The sequence below is a fragment of the Entomospira culicis genome (genome assembly GCF_028748145.1).
GTDB lineage: Bacteria > Spirochaetota > Spirochaetia > WRBN01 > WRBN01 > Entomospira > Entomospira culicis.
Genome location: NZ_CP118181.1, coordinates 705,150 through 722,958 on the forward strand (window position 1 = coordinate 705,150; position 17,809 = coordinate 722,958).

At 43.4% G+C, this 17,809-nt stretch carries 18 protein-coding genes and 1 tRNA gene; 14 read left to right on the forward strand and 5 right to left on the reverse strand.

Going from position 1 to position 17,809, the window contains the following annotated elements:
• Positions 1–8: 8 nt before the first annotated feature.
• Entirely contained in the window at positions 9–1,679 is a 1,671-nt protein-coding gene (locus PVA46_RS03335) for a DNA repair helicase XPB (RefSeq protein ID WP_167695343.1), read from the reverse strand.
• A gap of 87 nt (positions 1,680–1,766) precedes the next feature.
• Between PVA46_RS03335 and PVA46_RS03340 the strand changes: the two genes are divergently transcribed.
• The 5 genes from PVA46_RS03340 to PVA46_RS03360 all read left to right on the forward strand — a co-directional run bounded on the left by PVA46_RS03340 (position 1,767) and on the right by PVA46_RS03360 (position 6,360).
• Entirely contained in the window at positions 1,767–2,021 is a 255-nt protein-coding gene (locus PVA46_RS03340) for a hypothetical protein (protein WP_167695344.1), read from the forward strand.
• A gap of 11 nt (positions 2,022–2,032) precedes the next feature.
• Positions 2,033–2,659: a metallophosphoesterase gene (locus PVA46_RS03345; RefSeq protein ID WP_476701399.1), complete on the forward strand. Its 627-nt coding sequence runs from the start codon at positions 2,033–2,035 to the stop codon at positions 2,657–2,659.
• A gap of 108 nt (positions 2,660–2,767) precedes the next feature.
• Complete coding sequence (locus PVA46_RS03350; RefSeq protein ID WP_167695345.1) at positions 2,768–4,288, forward strand: ABC transporter ATP-binding protein; 1,521 nt, start codon at positions 2,768–2,770, stop codon at positions 4,286–4,288.
• A 19-nt stretch (positions 4,289–4,307) separates the two neighbouring features.
• Positions 4,308–5,462 (forward strand): ABC transporter permease, encoded by a 1,155-nt coding sequence (locus PVA46_RS03355; RefSeq protein ID WP_167695346.1) that lies wholly within the window; start codon positions 4,308–4,310, stop codon positions 5,460–5,462.
• A gap of 1 nt (position 5,463) precedes the next feature.
• Positions 5,464–6,360: an ABC transporter permease gene (locus tag PVA46_RS03360; RefSeq protein WP_167695347.1), complete on the forward strand. Its 897-nt coding sequence runs from the start codon at positions 5,464–5,466 to the stop codon at positions 6,358–6,360.
• Positions 6,361–6,492: 132 nt separating this feature from the next.
• Here the strand turns inward: PVA46_RS03360 and PVA46_RS03365 are convergent.
• A tRNA-Arg gene (locus tag PVA46_RS03365) sits at positions 6,493–6,566 on the reverse strand.
• A 104-nt stretch (positions 6,567–6,670) separates the two neighbouring features.
• Between PVA46_RS03365 and PVA46_RS03370 the strand changes: the two genes are divergently transcribed.
• The 8 genes from PVA46_RS03370 to PVA46_RS03405 all read left to right on the forward strand — a co-directional run bounded on the left by PVA46_RS03370 (position 6,671) and on the right by PVA46_RS03405 (position 12,904).
• Entirely contained in the window at positions 6,671–7,030 is a 360-nt protein-coding gene (locus PVA46_RS03370) for a hypothetical protein (protein ID WP_167695348.1), read from the forward strand.
• A 171-nt stretch (positions 7,031–7,201) separates the two neighbouring features.
• Positions 7,202–7,459: a hypothetical protein gene (locus PVA46_RS03375; RefSeq protein ID WP_167695349.1), complete on the forward strand. Its 258-nt coding sequence runs from the start codon at positions 7,202–7,204 to the stop codon at positions 7,457–7,459.
• 45 nt (positions 7,460–7,504) lie between these two features.
• Entirely contained in the window at positions 7,505–7,951 is a 447-nt protein-coding gene (locus PVA46_RS03380; RefSeq protein ID WP_274360325.1) for a hypothetical protein, read from the forward strand.
• 102 nt (positions 7,952–8,053) lie between these two features.
• Positions 8,054–8,590 carry a hypothetical protein gene (locus PVA46_RS03385; RefSeq protein ID WP_167695351.1) on the forward strand — a complete coding sequence of 179 codons (537 nt, stop codon included), beginning with the start codon at positions 8,054–8,056 and terminating at the stop codon, positions 8,588–8,590.
• 313 nt (positions 8,591–8,903) lie between these two features.
• Positions 8,904–10,331: an alanine/glycine:cation symporter family protein gene (locus PVA46_RS03390; RefSeq protein ID WP_167695352.1), complete on the forward strand. Its 1,428-nt coding sequence runs from the start codon at positions 8,904–8,906 to the stop codon at positions 10,329–10,331.
• Positions 10,332–10,334: 3 nt separating this feature from the next.
• On the forward strand, positions 10,335–11,129 hold the full coding sequence (locus tag PVA46_RS03395; protein ID WP_167695353.1) for a cysteine hydrolase family protein: 795 nt from the start codon (positions 10,335–10,337) through the stop codon (positions 11,127–11,129).
• The gene (locus PVA46_RS03400) at positions 11,087–11,851 is read left to right on the forward strand and encodes a tRNA threonylcarbamoyladenosine dehydratase (protein WP_167695354.1); all 765 of its coding nucleotides are present in this window, start codon (positions 11,087–11,089) and stop codon (positions 11,849–11,851) included. Before PVA46_RS03395 ends, PVA46_RS03400 begins: the two co-directional genes overlap by 43 nt.
• Positions 11,852–12,904: a polyprenyl synthetase family protein gene (locus PVA46_RS03405; protein ID WP_167695355.1), complete on the forward strand. Its 1,053-nt coding sequence runs from the start codon at positions 11,852–11,854 to the stop codon at positions 12,902–12,904.
• Between the two features lie 592 nt (positions 12,905–13,496).
• Here PVA46_RS03405 and PVA46_RS03410 read toward each other — a convergent pair.
• The 3 genes from PVA46_RS03410 to PVA46_RS03420 are packed head-to-tail and all read right to left on the reverse strand — an operon-like array spanning position 13,497 to position 16,847.
• Positions 13,497–14,549 carry a D-alanine--D-alanine ligase family protein gene (locus tag PVA46_RS03410; protein ID WP_167695356.1) on the reverse strand — a complete coding sequence of 351 codons (1,053 nt, stop codon included), beginning with the start codon at positions 14,547–14,549 and terminating at the stop codon, positions 13,497–13,499.
• Entirely contained in the window at positions 14,536–15,435 is a 900-nt protein-coding gene (rsmA, locus tag PVA46_RS03415; protein ID WP_167695357.1) for a 16S rRNA (adenine(1518)-N(6)/adenine(1519)-N(6))-dimethyltransferase RsmA, read from the reverse strand. The genes PVA46_RS03410 and rsmA overlap by 14 nt, the downstream gene beginning before the upstream one ends.
• Positions 15,432–16,847 carry a ComEC/Rec2 family competence protein gene (locus tag PVA46_RS03420; RefSeq protein ID WP_274360326.1) on the reverse strand — a complete coding sequence of 472 codons (1,416 nt, stop codon included), beginning with the start codon at positions 16,845–16,847 and terminating at the stop codon, positions 15,432–15,434. The genes rsmA and PVA46_RS03420 overlap by 4 nt, the downstream gene beginning before the upstream one ends.
• Before the next feature lie 75 nt (positions 16,848–16,922).
• On the opposite strand from PVA46_RS03420, the gene xerA reads away from it, so the two are divergent.
• Positions 16,923–17,807: a site-specific tyrosine recombinase/integron integrase gene (gene xerA / locus PVA46_RS03425; protein ID WP_274360327.1), complete on the forward strand. Its 885-nt coding sequence runs from the start codon at positions 16,923–16,925 to the stop codon at positions 17,805–17,807.
• Positions 17,808–17,809: the final 2 nt, after the last annotated feature.

A 17,809-nucleotide genomic window follows, 5' to 3' on the forward strand; every position in this document is an offset into this window, starting at 1 on the left:
GGCATCTCCTAATCGTCAAAAAAATCTTCTTGACTAAGAATTTGATAGGTATAACCCTGTTCGGTTAAGAAGCGCATTCGGTTGATGGCGAATTCTTCCTCGAGGGTAAAGCGACTGACTAAGCTATAAAAGTAGCTCATCTCTTCTTTAGGGCGCAAAATACGCCCAAGGCGCTGTGCCTCTTCTTGGCGACTGCCAAAGCTGCCTGAAAGTTGGATAGCAATCGTGGCATCGGGGAGATCGATGGAGAAGTTGGCTACTTTGGATAAAATGAGGGTTTGAATCGTCTTATTTCTAAATTGATTGTAAAGGTCATCGCGGAGATCTTGGGGAGTCTTTCCGGTGATAATGGGCAAGTTGAGTTCTTTTGCGATGGCTTGAAGCTGGCTGAGATATTGCCCAATAATGATGGTGGGTTTGCCTTGGTGCAGAGCAAGAATCGCTTTAACGAGAGTAATCTTACTCACGGCCTCGCTAGCAATACGAATTTTAGATCGATTGGGGGCGATGGCGTACTCAAGATGCTCTTTTTCGTTGAGATCGCACTTGACCTCCACACATTGTGCTGTAGCAATCCACCCTTGATGCTCTAATTCTTTCCATGGCGCATCAAAGCGTTTTGGGCCAATCAAGGTAAAGACTTCGGCTTCGGCATTATCTTCGCGGACTAAGGTCGCAGTGAGTCCTAAACGTCTGACACTCTGGATCTCACTGGTAATACGGAAGACAGGCGCGGGTAAAAGGTGCGCTTCATCATAAATGATCAGTCCCCATTTACGCTCTTTAAAGAGGTTAAAGTGGAGAAATGGCTCGGTTTTTGCCTTGCGCCAGACGAGGATCTGATAGGTAGCGACGGTTACTGGGGCAATGACTTTGCTCTGTCCTGAATATTCGGAGACTTGATCTTCGGTGAGGGTGGTGCGGGTAACGATTTCACGGATCCACTGTCTGGCTGCGGCGATGTTGGCAGCGAGGATGAGGGTTTCACATTGAAGCGCCTGCATGGTACCAATTCCCACGAGCGTCTTACCGGCGCCACAGGGCAGAATCACCGTGCCAAAACCACGCCCAAGCTGTTTGTCGCCAAGAAAGGCGGTAACGGCCGATTGTTGGTAGGGGCGTAGTTGGGTGGAGGGCAAGAGATCGATAGCGAGCGGATCGCCTTGGGTGAGTGGGGCGAGATCGGTTACGGGCCAGCCCAGCTTAATCAGTTCGTGCTTGAGTAATCCGCGATCGAGGGCGTTGAGGCGAAAGGTGTCGGTCTCTTCGGTGATGATGAGCTTGCGTAATTTGGGTTGGCTCTGCAACTCACGCATGAGGTGTGGCTTGTTTAGCACCTTCATGATGAGTTGCGTCTCATCGGTGGGGTGGCTCTCGAGCTTGAGGTGCCCATAGCGATCGTAGCGTTGCTCTACCTTTGCCATGAGGCTAGGCGGAATCGGGTAGCGCGAGTATTGCTTGAGTGTGGTCTCGATGTGGGCAAGGGTGATATCCATGGCACAGGCATTCCAGAGGGAGAGGTCGTTGATGCGGTACTGATGGAAATGTTCTGGACTCTTCTCTAGGTCAGCAAAGAGACTGATGGCGCTACGCGCTTCTTCAAAGAGAGGCTCGTGGGTATCGAGGATAAGCGTGCCATCGCTTTGGACAATAAGGGGTTTAGATTCGTTATTTTTCATAGCTCAAGAAAGAATTATATCCTAAAACGTAATCTTTGACAAGGGCGCTCTCTTGCATTATTTTTTGGAATTTATTAATATGTAAAAATGAGACAAGATGATAAAAAATTAGGAAAAATTACCCGTTGGCTGGTGCTGGGCGTGGTGCTTTTGATAGCATTTTTTTGGGTGGGCTGGAGCGAGGAGCTGGAGATTACGGAGTATCGGATAGCCAGCGAAAAGTGGCAGGGATCGCAAGGTTTGACCATCGTGGTGGCTAGCGATTTGCACAGCACAATGCATGGGGAGAATCAATCACTATTAATTACATTAAGCAACAAAATCCTGATCTCATCTTTTTAGTCGGTGATATTATCGATGATATCATTCCAGAAGCAGGCGCACATCTCTTTTTTCAGGGAATTAAAGAGATAGCTCCGGCATATTATGTTACGGGTAATCATGAGTATTGGAGTGGGGAAATCGATCGCTTGCGCGAGATGGTAACTTCTTATGGTGTTACAATTTTATCGGACAACTACGAAATCATTCGCGTACATGGACAGGAGATTTTACTTGCGGGCGTAGAAGATCCTGCGAAGCGTCGCTATGAGATGCCCTTGTACGATTATGTGGGGAGCATGGAGCGAGCGTTTAGCCCTTTGCGCGAGGATGATACACTTAAAATTCTGCTTGCGCATCGCCCCGAGTGGATTGAGACTTATCTAGGCTATCCCTTTGATCTCGTGATATCGGGGCACGCCCATGGCGGGCAAGTGCGTATTCCTTTGCTTGCGTCCAACGGGTTGTATGCGCCTAATCAAGGTCTCTTCCCCAGCTATACCGGTGGTCGGTATGAGCATGGGGCTGTGGTGCACATTGTCAGCCGTGGACTTGCGGTGTACAAAGAGCGTCCACGCATCTATAATCGCCCCGAATTAGTGGTTATAAAAATCAATAACAATATCATATCCTCATATTTATCAAAAATGAATAAATAAGGGAATCGCCTAAGAAGTTCTTTTACTTAGATTTATCGCGTAAAGCTAGTGTTTTTTTTCCTTTTTTTTTACTAGACAGCAACGAAGTATTGATTGTATAATGGTACTATGAGTGAAGAGTATGCAATAGAATTTAAGGGAATTACTAAACGTTTTGGTTCGTTGCTTGCCAATAATGATGTCTCTTGGCGCATTAAAAAGGGTGAGGTTCATGCATTACTGGGAGAGAATGGCGCGGGGAAATCGACCATTACTTCCATTTTATTTGGGCTCATTCAGGCAGATGCTGGTGAGATTTTGATTTATGGCAAGCCAGTGAATATTCAAAATCCCAACGACGCTAATGCATTGGGCATTGGTATGGTACATCAACACTTTAAGTTGGTGCCAAGCTATACCGTCGTGGAGAATATCGTACTGGGAATGGAGCCAAGGAATCGGTTTGGCCATCTGGACTATGCGGGGGCGCGTAGCAAAATTAAGGAGCTGTCAACACAATTTGGCTTAGATGTTGACCCCGATGCCAAAATTCGTGATATCAATGTGGGCATGCAGCAACGGGTAGAGATTCTAAAGACGCTCTATCGCCAAGCACAGATTATTGTGTTAGACGAACCCACCGCGGTGTTGACGCCTCAAGAGATTGATGAGTTGATGCAGATTATTCTTCGCCTAAAGAGCCAAGGCAGAACGATTATCTTTATTAGCCATAAGCTTAAAGAGATTAAGACTTGTGCTGATCAGGTTACGGTGTTGCGTCGTGGGCAGATGGTGGGCTCGGCTTTGGTTTCTGATTGTAGCGAGGCTGAGTTGGCGCGGATGATGGTGGGGCATGAGGTCTCCTTTACTACGCCTAAGAAGAAGGCGCAAGTGGGGGGTGCGGTCTTACGCATTGAGGACTTATCGGTACGATCTCCCCTCGGCGCATTGGCCGTTGAGGGGCTTACGTTGAATGTGCATGCCGGAGAGATTGTGGGTATTGCTGGGGTGGATGGCAATGGACAGAGTGAACTTACGCTGGCTTTGGCGGGGGTTTTACGGCCGGAGTCGGGCAAAATTTTTATTGGTAAGGAGTGCATCAACCAAAAGAGCGTGCGCCAACGCGTGGAGATGGGCTTTGGTTTAACCCCAGAGAATCGTGAGACGCAAGGTGGTGTAGGCGACTTTAATTTAGCCGAAAATTATGTGCTGAAATCTTACTATAAAGAGCCCTATTCTAATCGTTTTGGCTGGCTTAATAAAAAGCGAATGATCGATGACGCGCAGGTTCAATTGGAAAATTTCGATGTACGATCGGCGGATGGGTGGCGATCGATGTTGGGCGATCTCTCTGGAGGTAATCGTCAAAAGTTAATTGTAGCGCGAGAAATTGCTCTGGCGGATAAGCTTTTGGTCGTCTCCCAACCTACTCGCGGTCTGGATGTGGGCTCGATTGAGTATATCCATCGACGCATTATTGAACACCGCGATCAGGGAAAAGCGATCTTGCTGATTAGTTTTGAGCTGGATGAGATCCTCAATCTTTGCGATCGCATTGCGGCGATTTCACACGGAAAGATTGTCGGTGTTCTCGATGCCAAGGATGCAACCAAGCAGGCTGTTGGTCAGATGATGGCTACGACTCGTTAACGATTAAAGAGGATATAACATGGATAAAACACGCTCTACGCTTTTAATGCGTTTTGTTGATATTTCGTTGAAGAATAAGCTTTTAATGAGTCTATATGTGGTGGCGATTGGCTTTTTGCTCTCTACGCTTCTTTTACTGATGGTGGGTAAGTCACCGATGGTGATGTATAATGCGATTTTTCAAAATATTACAGGATATGATTTGACAAGGCATCGCTTTAATGCGCGTTATATTGGCAATTGGCTAATGTTGAGTATGCCATTGGTCTTAACGGGATTGTCGTTGAATTTCGCCTTTCGCAGCGGATTTTTTAATATCGGTGCTGAGGGGCAATTCATTATGGGGCTCACGTTTGCGCAATACTTTGCTTTTGTCTTGCCTCCTATGATGGGATTAACCGCGATTTTGGCGGTGCTTCTAGGTGGTGTTGCTGGCGCGATGTGGGGCGGAATTGTTGGTTTCTTTCGGGGCAAGTATCAGGTTTCGGAGGTGGTACTAACGATTATGTTCAACTACATTGCCTTCTTTTTTAGTCGATGGTTTTCGCAAAATTTTCTCCCCGATGCAAACTCCTATCGGGCGGCAAATTTTCCGCAAGAAGCACTCCTTACGAATAGCTGGCTTCAGAGTATTACAAATAACTCTCAATTAAATAATGGAATATTTATCGCGCTTATCGCGTTGTTGGTTTATCATTTAGTGATGGAGAAGACGGTGCACGGCTTTAGCTTACGCGCATCGGGATTTAATCCCATGGCTGCGAAATTTTCAGGGATAGCGCCAGTGCGTTCCGCTTTTATCGCGATGGCGGGGGCGGGGGCGTTTGCTGGACTTGCTGGGGGAATTGTCTACTTGGGTAGCTTTACCTTTGGACGCGTTATCCAAGGGCAAGATGGTTATGGCTTTACTGGTATCGCGGTGGGCTTAGTCTCCGGGGGATCGGCGATTGGTACGCTTTTGTCGGGACTCTTCTTTGGTCTACTCAACGCAGCTTCTCCCTTGATGCAATCTCGAGGCATTCCGCGTGAGATTACCAGTATGATTAGCGCCTTTGTGGTTATTTTGATCGCCTTAGAATTTGGTATTAAAAAGCGCATGCAGAGTTGGCTCATTGGCGAGCAGGTGAAGCGTGCACAATCAACATCAGAACACAAAGATAAGGAAGGAGCCTAGCATGAATATTTTTGATATAAGTTTTTGGCAGACATTTTTACCCTCGATGCTGATGATCTCCGCTCCAATTATCTTGACGGCGCTGGGGGGATTAATTAATGAGAAGAGCGGGATTGTCAATATTGGCTTGGAAGGCTTGATGGGTTTTGGTGCATTTACGGCTGCAGCGATTCATGTTACTTTGGAGCCTCAATTGAGTAATGGTCTATCGGTGAGCGTTGCTCTACTGGGGGCGGCGTTGATCGGTATGCTCTTTAGCCTCATCCATGCATTTGCCACGATATCGCTTAAAGGAAATCAAATTATCTCGGGCACGGGATTAAACTTTCTCTCTTCAGGACTCACCATTTTCCTTGCACAATTGATCTTCAATCAAGAGCGCACCAATCCCTTTAAGAGCGGTATGTCTGGATTAACCTCTTACAAGATTTATCCGAGCGCGTTTATCGCTTTGGCAGTAATGGTGGGGGTTTGGTATCTTTTGAATAAACGGGTGTTCGGGTTGCGTCTGCGCGCATGTGGTGAGAATCCTCAGGCTGCTTCTGGGGCGGGAGTGAATGTCAAACGCATGCAATATATCGGCGTGGTTGCTGGTGGCGCATTGGCTGGTATTGGTGGGGCGACGCTGGTGCTTACACAAACCATTCAATATACCGGTTCGCTGATTAACGGTACGGGATTTATCGCGCTTGCTGCGATTGGCTTTGGTCGTTGGACAGTGGGCGGAGTAAGTTTGGCCTCGATTCTCTTTGGTTCAGCAATGACTTACGCGCTGATGAGTAGCAGTAACAGTGGCGTTATTCCGCGCGAGTTCTTCTTGGCGCTTCCTTATATTGTAACGGTAATTTCGTTGGTGCTTTTTGATTACTGGAAGATCAAGCGATTAGGCTTGAGTTAAATGACAAAATGATAAAGAGGAGAAGAGATACCTAGCGTTTGTTGGGTATCTCTTTTTGATGAGGTGACAGGTGGTTAAATTTGGGGGAGGGATAAATAAAAAAACCAAGAGATTAATCTTGGTTTTAAAAAACGAGCCTGAAAGGATTCGAACCTCCGACCCTCAGTACCGCAAACTGATGCTCTATCCAGCTGAGCTACAGGCTCTTGATAACTCTATCATAGCAGAATGATAAAAAAATGTCAAGAGATAAAGAAAAAGAATAGTTATTTTTTTTCTTTTGTGCTATAATAAAGGCGGAGGTTGTGTTATGCAAACGAAGATGAAGCTCTTTTTGGTGGGTATTGTGGCGATGGTGATACTAAGTACGTGGCTTTATGCAAGTCAACGAAGCAATCGTCGTAGGAGCGAGTCGCAAGAACAAGTGGTTCTCTTGGTGGAGGATCTTAGCACGCGGGTAGAGAAGTTAGAGCAGGAGTATTACGCCTTTAAGGTGGCGTTACTCAATCAACCTACAGCGGTGGTAAAAAGTTCTTCATGGCTAATATTCTTGCTCCCCCTCTTCTTGATGGCTTTTGGATTGATCTATTGGCAAAACATGCGTAAAATTCAAGCGTTACAAAAAGAGATGGAAGCACTACGCGCATTGCTAGAGGAATATAAAGAGTAACATTGTTTAGAAAAAAGAATGTATGATGTAATGAAGAAAAAAAGGTATGGCGATAGGTTTGCCGATACCTTTTTTCTTTTTTTAGGAGGTAGAGATGGAGTTTGATTTAATTAGTGCATTGTTGAGATTAGTAGCTCTTATCTTTTTTTCTGGTAGGTGATTCGGGTGCAGATGTTGCATTACCGCGCTTGGTATCAATTTTTAGGCAAGTACGGAGTAACGAAAGAGAGCATTAGACGAGGCTTTTTCGCTGGTTTTTCGCTTTGTAAAGAACCATTGCGCACGATCTATTTGCAAAATTCGCACTTCGAGGCGCAATTAAAAGCGCATCGCCATCGTATGCGACGTGAAGCGCGTCCTCTTCTTTTAAAAGGAGCAATCGTACTGGCAATCATCTATTTACTCACCTTTTTTCTTTTCGGGAGGTAATGATTGGAATACAAGTATGTTTTAGAGAACGTCTCTAATTATTTTTTGAGCTTAGAACAACAGACGCATCTGCGGGCGTTTGCTCAACGTCTCATCGTACTGTTTGATGAACATATGCAATGGTATAATCCTCAATGGTATACGGTATGGCAGGCGCAAATTTCTGCGGTGAAACATCTTCATATCGTCTATACGGGGGCATTTTGCTACATTCAGTTTACTGAGAAGGAGACCAGTCAAGCAGAAGCGCTGTTTCCGACTTATTTTGATGGTTATTACGCGGAGGATGGATTTCATTCCTGTGCCTACCTATATTATGAAGGACTAGAAGATGATTTAGGTGTGTGCGCAGAGTTTGGGGATATCTTTGGTCAAGCTACGCTATGGTTTCGTCGCGGTGTTTTGCTTCATATCAATGTGGTTGCTTATTTTAATACAAATAAACAGTTTATCCCCAATGATATAGAAAAATTGTCAGTATATAAAGATTAATAATTACTAAAGGCAGGGAATAACGTATGAACATATCTTTAAATGGCGTGATTGTCGGCGTGCTCTTATTCTTATTAAAATGAACAGTGAAAGGAGATTATTATGAAATACATTTTACCTAATAATCAAGTTTGTGCGTTGCATAAAATCAGCTTAGCCAAGGATATCACCGACTTTCAAGCAAGACATCATACGCCAGAGTATCTGCATCTGGTGGAGACGTGGGGCGCGCATCATTATCTCTTTGAACTAACGGGAGGCGATAGCTATCTCTGTGTTACCTTTAGTGCCGAGAGCGATGACAATTTAATGCTACACATTACCGCCGATCAGCGTGTGGCGCTTATTGCTATCCACGATAAGCTTATTTTTATCGATATGTTGGAGAAAAAGGTCCAAGTGGTAGCTTGCCAATGGTATATTGCGGGTCTCCACATTCTCGATAACGGCACTTTTCTGGTGGATTGTGAGAGAGTCCTTTATCTCATTACGGTTGAGGGTAAAATTATTCAAGAGATACCCTTTAGCCAGAGGATTCTTCATCTCGCTTGGGATGCACAGGGCGTTGATGTGATTACCGAAGATGAAGAGCATCATCGCATTATTCTTGATGATGAACAGGGAAGGGGCATTTTTTAATATTTTTTAGCTGATTTCTACCTATATTTAAGCTTCTTTAAGAGAGTGTGCTTGAACCGCTCTATAGCTTAGAGCAAGAGATCAAAATACGACAATAAACCTAAGAGATGAAGAAGCATATGATAAAGAATGATTTGATTGAGAAAAAAGGCTTTTTTATTAGACAGAATAATACTTATGCATTAAATAATATTCCCTATTTTTATCTATTATTATCATAAAATAAATCAAAAAAGCTTGACATTCATCAAAAAAAATATAATAATTATACTGATATGCTTTTTTACTTGGAGGGCATATTAAAGGGGTAGACATGCAAGAAACCATTAATCAACTAGCTGCACTGATTAGCCTTATTGTGGATAATCTTTGGCAGTACTTAGGCGTTCCTATTATTATTTTAGTTGGACTCTATTTTACGCTCTCTTCTGGCTTCGTACAACTGCGACTTTTTCCTAAAATGTTAGCTATGTTGGGGGAAGGATTCCATCACACCGACGATAGTGGTAAAAAAAAGGCGGGTATCTCAGGCTTTGAGGCTTTTGCTATTAGTATTGCTAGTCGTGTAGGTACGGGTAACCTTGCTGGCGTCGCGATGGCTATCTCTCTAGGTGGTCCTGGGGCTATCTTTTGGATGTGGGTTATGGCCTTCTTGGGCATGGCTACTGCCTTTGTGGAGAGTACCCTTGCGCAAGTTTTTAAAGTTCCCTCTAGTGAGTCTGGACACTTTAGAGGCGGTCCGGCCTATTATTTACGTAATGCATTAAACAGTAACGGTATTGCTATTCTCTTCTCTATTTTAATGGTTATTACTTTTGGATATGTACTCAATATGATTCAGGTTAATACGATTGCGCTCTCTTTTCAAGAGACATTTAATCTTAGCCCTAAGATTAGTGCGATTGTTCTCGCCATCATGACAATATTAATTTTGATGGGTGGAGCTAAACGTATTGCCAACTTCTCCAGCCTCTTTGTACCTGTGATGGCATTGAGTTATATTGTGGTGGGGTTTATTGTTGTGATCATGAATTATAAAAACATTCCATCGGTGATTACCCTTATTTTTAGCAGTGCATTCAGAGCAGACGCAGCTTTTGGGGGATTTTTGGGAACGATGATGGTGGGTGTTCGTCGTGGACTTTTTAGTAACGAGGCGGGGATGGGTAGTGCTCCGGCTGCAGCTGCAGCTGCCAATACCTCGCATCCTGTTAAGCAGGGATTGATTCAGAGTTTTTCCGTCTTTACCGATACGTTTGTGGTCTGCTCGGTAACGGCTTTTATCATTCTTGGCAGTGGCATTTGGGGGGTAAGTGAGGCGCAAGGCATTGTTCTTATGCAAGAGGCCCTTGCCCAATCGATTGGTAGTTTGAGTAATTATTATGTCTCTATTTTGATCTTTATCTTTGCTTTTACCAGCGTGATCGGTAACTATTTTTATGCCGAGAGTAGTTTAGCCTACCTAACCAAAGAGAATCGATTGATGTTAAATGTATTCAAGGTTACGGTAGCCTTAATGGTCTTTATTGGACCTTTGGCGGAGAATCTTTTAGTTTGGAACTTAGGGGATCTCTTTGTTATCTTGATGGCATTTGTTAATCTCTATGCAATTGTTCGCCTCTTTCCTGTCGCAAAAGAAACGCTGGATGACTTTACGCAACAGCTTAAACTGGGTAAAGACCCTGAGTTTAAACGTGATCGTATTAAAAAATGGGATATCCCTGTTTGGAAAGGTGAGTAACATATGAAAGAGCATGTTCTTTTAGTTGACGTACAAAATGATTTTTGTCATCCTGATGGCGCGTTGTACGTACCGCATGCACGCGAAGATTTAGCACATTTGATGCAATTTTTAGATAAGAAAATAGGTGATATTGATCAAGTTTTTGTCAGTTTAGATAGCCATTGGGTTTATGATATTGCGCATCCGCGTTTTTGGCGTAAGGATAATGGCTTGTCGCCAGAACCGTTTTCGCATGTTACTTTAGAAAATCTGTTAAATGGTGATATTGTGGCGATTAATCCCATAGATCAAGCACGTGCGGAGAGCTATATTAAGGCTTTAGAGGATAAAGGATCAAAACATACTCTCTGGCCTGAACATTGTATATTATCTACATGGGGTCATGCGCTGGCTGACGAGGTTATCTTATTTTTAGAAAAATTCCAAGTAGCGCACCAAAAAGCTCCAGAGGCGCTACTCAAAGGGTTAAATCCTTATAGTGAACACTTCAGTGTCTTCTCTGCGCTTATTCCAGATCCTACCGATGCTTCTACTCAATTTAATGATACTTTTGCGAAGAAACTTCTTGACTGTGATCGACTTTATGTCGGAGGACAAGCTCTCTCGCACTGTGTGGGACAGACCTTGATCGATCTTCATGCGCATGTAGAGGATCCTCGTGTCTTGGAAAAAATCGTATTGCTTAGTGATTGCACGTCTGCGGTACAGGGGTTTCAAGGATTAGCCAGTAGTTATCTGGAGCGTTTTGAGAGTTGGGGTATTACCATTGCGAAGACAAAGGTTTTTCTTTCGTGAGTCTCCTTGAAGAGGATTCGCGTAGCTCTTTACTTTTCGGAGAAGAAGAGCTTGCTAAAATACAGTCAGCATTTGTCGCTGTGATTGGTCTAGGTGGGGTGGGTGGTTATGCTTGCGAAGTCTTGGTACGCCTAGGAGTGAAAAAATTGCTTATTATTGATGGGGATATCATTACTCGCAGTAATATTAATAGACAAATCATCACCTCACAAGAAAATATCGGTAAAAGTAAAGCAGAGGAATTTCGAGAGCGAGCAAGCAAAATTCGCCCAGATCTTGAAATTATTGCAATACAAGAAGTCATGCATAAAGATAATATTTCGATGATTTTAGGCAATTACAACTTAGATCTTATTTTAGATGCGATTGATAGTGTTGGCAGTAAAGCACATCTTATTCATTATGCAAAAACACATGACATTGAAATTGTAAGTGCATTAGGTGCTGCGCAACGCACACATCCTCACGATTTTCATGTAGTCGATCTCTTTTCTACCTATCAAGATCCGTTGGCTCGAGCGCTTCGTACTGCTGTGAAAAAATTGGGTATTTATCGCAATGTTAAAGCAATCTTTAGTAAAGAAATCCCTACAAAAAGCCCACATGATGTGCCCAAGCAACTGGGTGAAAAATCTTTGGGTAGTTATGTTGCTTCCGTGATGGTTGCTGGGGCACTTCTTGCTGATACTGGAATTCAATTATTATTGAAAAGGAGTAACTAAATGAAAGAAAATCGAGAAGATATCACTTTTTTACAAGAAAAAATCGAACAACGTCTTGCTTATTTCATTCCCAAAGAGATCTACCCGCAATGGTGGGATCTTCATACCGGTGGCATTAATGCTGACTCATGGCGTGCCGAATGGCAGGAGTCTCATCAGAATTTACTTGCACCCATGCACGATTTATTAACACGTGGGGGAAAACGTTGGCGAGCATTATCTACCGTATTACTGGGATTAACCTATGGTTTATCGCTAGAAACTTTGCTTGACTTAGCGGTTTTGGTAGAAATCCCACACAATGCAAGTCTTATTGTTGATGATATTGAGGATAAATCATCGGTACGGCGTGGTGAAAGCGCGGTGCATTTAATTTACGGTGAGGATAATGCCATCAATAGTGCTAACTTTGGTTATTTTTTACCCTTGGTTGCCTTGGATAAGATGGAGTTAAACCCAAAAGATAAGCTAGCGTGCTATCAGGTTTGGCATTTAGCGATGCGTCGAGTGCATATGGGGCAAGCACTTGATATCACTTGGCACAACAGCGATCTTATTCCAAATCAAAATGAGTATGAGACCATGGCTAAATTGAAAACCTCTGCGCTTGCGGTTATGGGGATAGATCTTGTCGCTACCGTGGGTAATTTATCAGCTGATACTCGTTTGACTCTTCGGGATATTTGGTTTAATATTGGCTTAGGATTTCAAATTTTAGATGATGTTTTTAACCTTGACGGAGGCATTGCTGGAAAAGAGCGTGCAGATGATCTCGTTGAAGGGAAAAAAAGTTTACCTATCATCTTCTATACCGAGCAGTTTCCTATGAAAAAAGTAGAACTTTATTCCCTTTTATTGCAATCTAAATATGATAAAGAGATTGCTTTAGAGGTTGCAGATCTTTTATTAGCCAGTGGCGTGGTCGACCAAGCCAGGGATTATGGTAGTAAATTATTAAAAGAATCACTTGATCAACTTGATACAATTTTACCAAGTAATCAGTATAAAAATACCTTACTACATTTACTAAAATCTTTTTTTGAGCCAGTTTAAAAGACACGAAATTGTTTTGGTTTACTTTGATAGAGCCAGTAGAAGATGATTAGCCAGAGACTTATTACAAGAAATTGCACTAAAGAGAGAAATATTATATGAGTATTTATCGAAATATTATATAAAGAGTGTATGATTATGGATAAAATAAATCCTTTTAATTTATACCTTATTTGGAGCATAGAAAGAAAGATATGTAATGGGGTGGTTAAATTTTGACGCAAGAGGAATGCACTGGTTGAGGTTGTGAACAAGTAGCCAGCACCTTCAAGAATCGAGAAGAGCAACCCAGCAATGAGGGCGAGTTGGAGTTTTTGTTGCGCGGTGTGAAAGGGATGGCCTTTGAGTAATAAGCTAAAGAGTAAAAATCGACTACTTTCTTCGATGAGCGGTGCACTAAATAGCGTGATTATATCGGGAAGTTGAAGGAGATTAACGCTCCATGAAGCGAAAAATGCAAAAATAAAAATAAAAAAAGATAAAAAAAATGCATAAATATTCTGTAGTAAAGAAAATTTGAAGCCTTTAAGTAGAAGCCAAAAAAAGAGAAGAATGGTACTACTGAAAAAGAGAATTTTAGTGAACATGCTACTTATGATTTAAGGCTGGATTCGATTAATTTTTTTAAGAGATGACTTTGCGATAAACCCATGCTTTGCCAAAGTAACGGATACATACTTTTATCCGTAAATCCTGGTAGTGTATTGATTTCATTAAGGAAAATTTCATTGCTATCTTTGGTGAGAAAGAAGTCAACACGGCTTAACCCTTTAATGCCTAATTTTTGGTGCGCCTTGATGGCGAGCTGTTGGAACTCTGCTAAGATTGTCTCATGAATAAGCGCGGGAATATGCAGTTGAACCTGACTTTCAGCGGAATACTTTTGCTCATAATCATAGAAGCCTTTTTCATACGCGATCTCTCCGGCAATTGATGCGTGAACTTGCTCGCCATCGTCTAAGATACCAATTTCCACCTCTCGAACTGCTAGTGCAGGTTCGATAAGAATTTTATCATCATGGAGAAGTGCGAGAGTTAATGCCTCTTCCCACTGCATTTGATCCTGTACTTTGCTGATTCCTACGCTGGATCCTGCTCTGGCTGGCTTGACAAAAAGTATATCGCGAGAGAGTTCTTTACATGCATCACTAAAGGAGGGATACTCATTATCTCTTTTATTGATAACGAGATGGGGTAAGACAGGAATACCTGCGTCCGCGAGGATGATTTTAGTAAATTCCTTGTCCATCGCAAGGGCAGAGGCAGTAACGTCTGCGCCGACATAGGAAATACCTAGGAGTTCAAAATAGCCCTGAATCGCCCCATCTTCCCCAAATTTACCATGTAAGGCAGGAAAGAAGAGATCGATTTGACCGATTTTTTGTTGCTTTTTTGAGAGAATATCAAGCCTCATATCTTCTTTTTGAAGTAAAATTGGCTTAGCACGAGAGATGTCTTGATAGGGCGCTTCTAATGTTGCGTCCAAGAGCATCCATTGATTTGTTTTATCTAAGTAGAGCGGATAGAGATTAGGTGTTATCTCCTTGAGTGCACGATAAATATTTGTCGCAGAGGTGAGAGAGACATCGTGCTCGCTACTGGTACTACCTGCAACAATGGCAATATGAAGATTAGTTAGATTCATGGTGATTTTTCTCCTCTAATGAGATTGCTATGGCCTTGGCAATGGATAGGTAGGTTTCGCTATCGATCTCTTCGGCGCGCATATGGTAGGATATATTCTGATCGCGTAGAATGGCATCAAATTCTTCTTGAGGTAACGCTAGCATCACACCTTGTAGGAGATTTTGCCAGTTGTGGCGTAAGATTTTGCGTCGGTGAGCGAACGCTGATTTTAAGAGGTGATCGAGAATTGCCAGTAACTGTGGTTGTAATGGTTGACGCGGAGTTAGCGAGATGATCGCCGAATCGACATTGGGTTGAGGATAGAAGGAGCCTGCCTTGAGGTTGACGTGATGTTGTATGGAAAAATTGCACTGGCTCCAGACCGATAGACTACTGTAATTTTTACTCTTGGGCGAAGCCATAAGGCGTTGAGCAAGCTCTTTTTGTACGGTAAGTACGGCAATGCTAAAGGGCGTATGCGCAAGAAGTTGGATGATGGCACTCGAGATATTGTATGGGAGGTTTCCGAGAATTTTGTAAGAAATTTCTTTGTTGTTTTGCGCGATAAAGGGTTGCCATGTTTGGAGAACGTCGCCATCGATCACCTGAAAATGGGGGTGACGGGAGAAGAATTCTCTTAGGATCTTTTGATAGGCAGGATCGATCTCAAAGAGCGTTACGCCAGCAAGCTGATGTGTCATTGCTTGATAGGTCATCGCACCTAGACCTGGCCCAATCTCCAGTAGATGATCGTTTGGCGAAAGGCAAAGTAGATCGATCAATTTCTCTCTTGCACCACGATTAATGAGAAAATTTTGCCCCCAACGCTTGCGCGCGGCAATGCCAAAAGAGTCGAGAAATTGAGCAATTTCTTGCGGTGAGTCATAATTGAGTGGCGCATTCATCGTCTTCTATTATGCCAAAAAAGGAGGCTTAGTGCAAGGGGCAGGTGAATGATGGCGATAAATTGCCATGATGGGGAGATTCGATAGATATCTAAATGCTGTAAAGCATGGTGCATCAAGGTGTCAAAAAAGGTGAGAAAAGGGAGTAGCACTGGGGCGATAAGGGTGAGGCTTCCTAATAAAAGAAAGCCTAGAAATAGTATCGGAAAGAGGAGGTTACTTAAAAAGGAGAAGAGTTGCATCTCTTTAAAATGAAATAAAATAAGCGGATTAAGCAGAAGCTCTACGGCAAAGCTGATGGCTAGCGATCCAAAAATGACCTGTGTGAGGGAGTGGTTACGGACTTTCTTTGGTAGAGGTTTCGCTAATTGTTTAAAGAGTTTAAAGATAGGCCGATAAAAGAGGATAATGCCCAGCACCGATACGAAGCTCAAGTGAAAAGAGAGGGAGAGGAGCACTTGCGGATCATAAAGGAGCAGGAGAATACTACTAAAGGCGAGGGTATCAAGAACCGATAAGTGGCGATAATCGAGGCGTCCGATTAAGAGGGTTATCGCCATGATGTACGCGCGAAGCAAGGTGTAGAGCATGCCGGCAAGAAGCGCGTGCAGTATGACGATGGGTAGGAGGAGGATAAAGCGTTGGCGCAGAGAGAATTTCTTTAAAAGAAAAAAGATCGTAGCGATTAAAAAGGTGGCGTGCATGCCCGAGAGTGCTAGTAAGTGCGCTAATCCTGTGGCTTGAAAGAGGCGCGCGGTGTGGGGCGAGAGTAAGGAGCGATCGCCTAGGGTTACGGCTAAATAGAGTCCGGCACTCGATTGTAGGCGACTCTCCAGTAGATGCTTGATCTGTTGCATGGTTTTCTCGCGCCATTGCCAGAGCGGAGAGGCGAATCTTTCTAGTGTCATCTGGCGAGCATCCACACTAATGTAGAGCGTACCATTTTTTTCTTGATACATCTTAATCGGCGCAGAGAGTACGCTTCCTCGTGGCAGGACTTTATCTAAATTTCGAAAGGATACACGTAGGGGTAAGCGTTGATAGACCTGTATTTCGGTTGCCCCTAAAGTAAGGCTATAAGCTTGTACGGTAGCGCGTTCAAGAGCATTAGGGATGGCATCTTGTTGGAGGGTGAGACGCATCTGGCTGATGGCATTTATGGGTATCGCAATGGTGGGGTGTAGATATCGATAGAGGTGAAAACTAAGAAGCAGGTGAATAGTTATCATCCCTATAAAAAGCTTGAGACGGTGTTGCTTTATCGAGAGCATCGCCGTGATGGCTAGGTGAAGTAGCCATAAAATTGGGATAAAGAGCAATTCTAATGTCAATAATAAAATCGTAAACGAGCCATGCCTTGCAAAAAAGGTTACAAAAAGATGCTTAATTGTCGTAGCGATCGGCTTTGGCACAAATTTCATTCTATGGAGATTTCTTTTTTTGTCAAGATGCTTAATACTTCTTCTTTATAGGTCGATATTGTAATGATGATTGAACAGTTATTAGAAGAGTACATGTTGTCTCTGCAGATTGGTAGCTATAGCGAGCATACGATTGCTGCGTATCGGCGAGACATTGAGCAGTGGATTGCATATAATCAGCTTCATCAAATTGACGCACTCGCCACCAGTAAACATGAGGCCTCTGCCTATATGATTGATCTCGCCAGAAAGGGCAAAGATAGTAGTAGTATTGCGCGAAAACTCTCCTCTTTAAAGAATTTTTTTCGTTTCTTACAAGAGCGTAGCTACATTGAGGATAATATTTTTCAGATGATGCGCGCACCCAAACGTAAAGGGCGATTGCCTCAATATCTCACTTATGAACAATTTAGTGAGTTGGTTTCGCTTTGCACCAGCGACGATTTTGAAGGAGTGCGCGATCGTGCAATTTTAGAAGTACTCTATAGTACGGGCTGTCGGGCGCAAGAGCTGGTCGACTTAGACTGTAAAGAGGTAGAAGGTCGCACCGAGGTCTTGATTCGTGGCAAAGGCGATAAACAACGCATTGTCTTCTTGGTTGACGTTGCCCGCCAAGCATTAGAAAATTATTACTACAAGCGCAAAGAACTTGCTTCCAGCAGTCAACCAGCGCTCTTTATCACGCTTAAAGGTGAGCGTCTCTCGCGTCGAGCATTGTATTATCTTATCCGTAAATATGAAAACAAGTTGGCCGAGCGTACACGTCTAACGGTGCACCTCTTTCGCCACACCTTCGCCACCCATCTGCTAGACGAAGGGGCTAATTTACGTGAAGTTCAAGAGTTATTGGGTCATGAACAGTTAAGTAGCACTCAAATTTACACGCATGTCAGTGTCGAGCGCCTCAAACAGGCCTATCGACAGGCGCATCCCCACGCAAGAAGGAGTTAAAG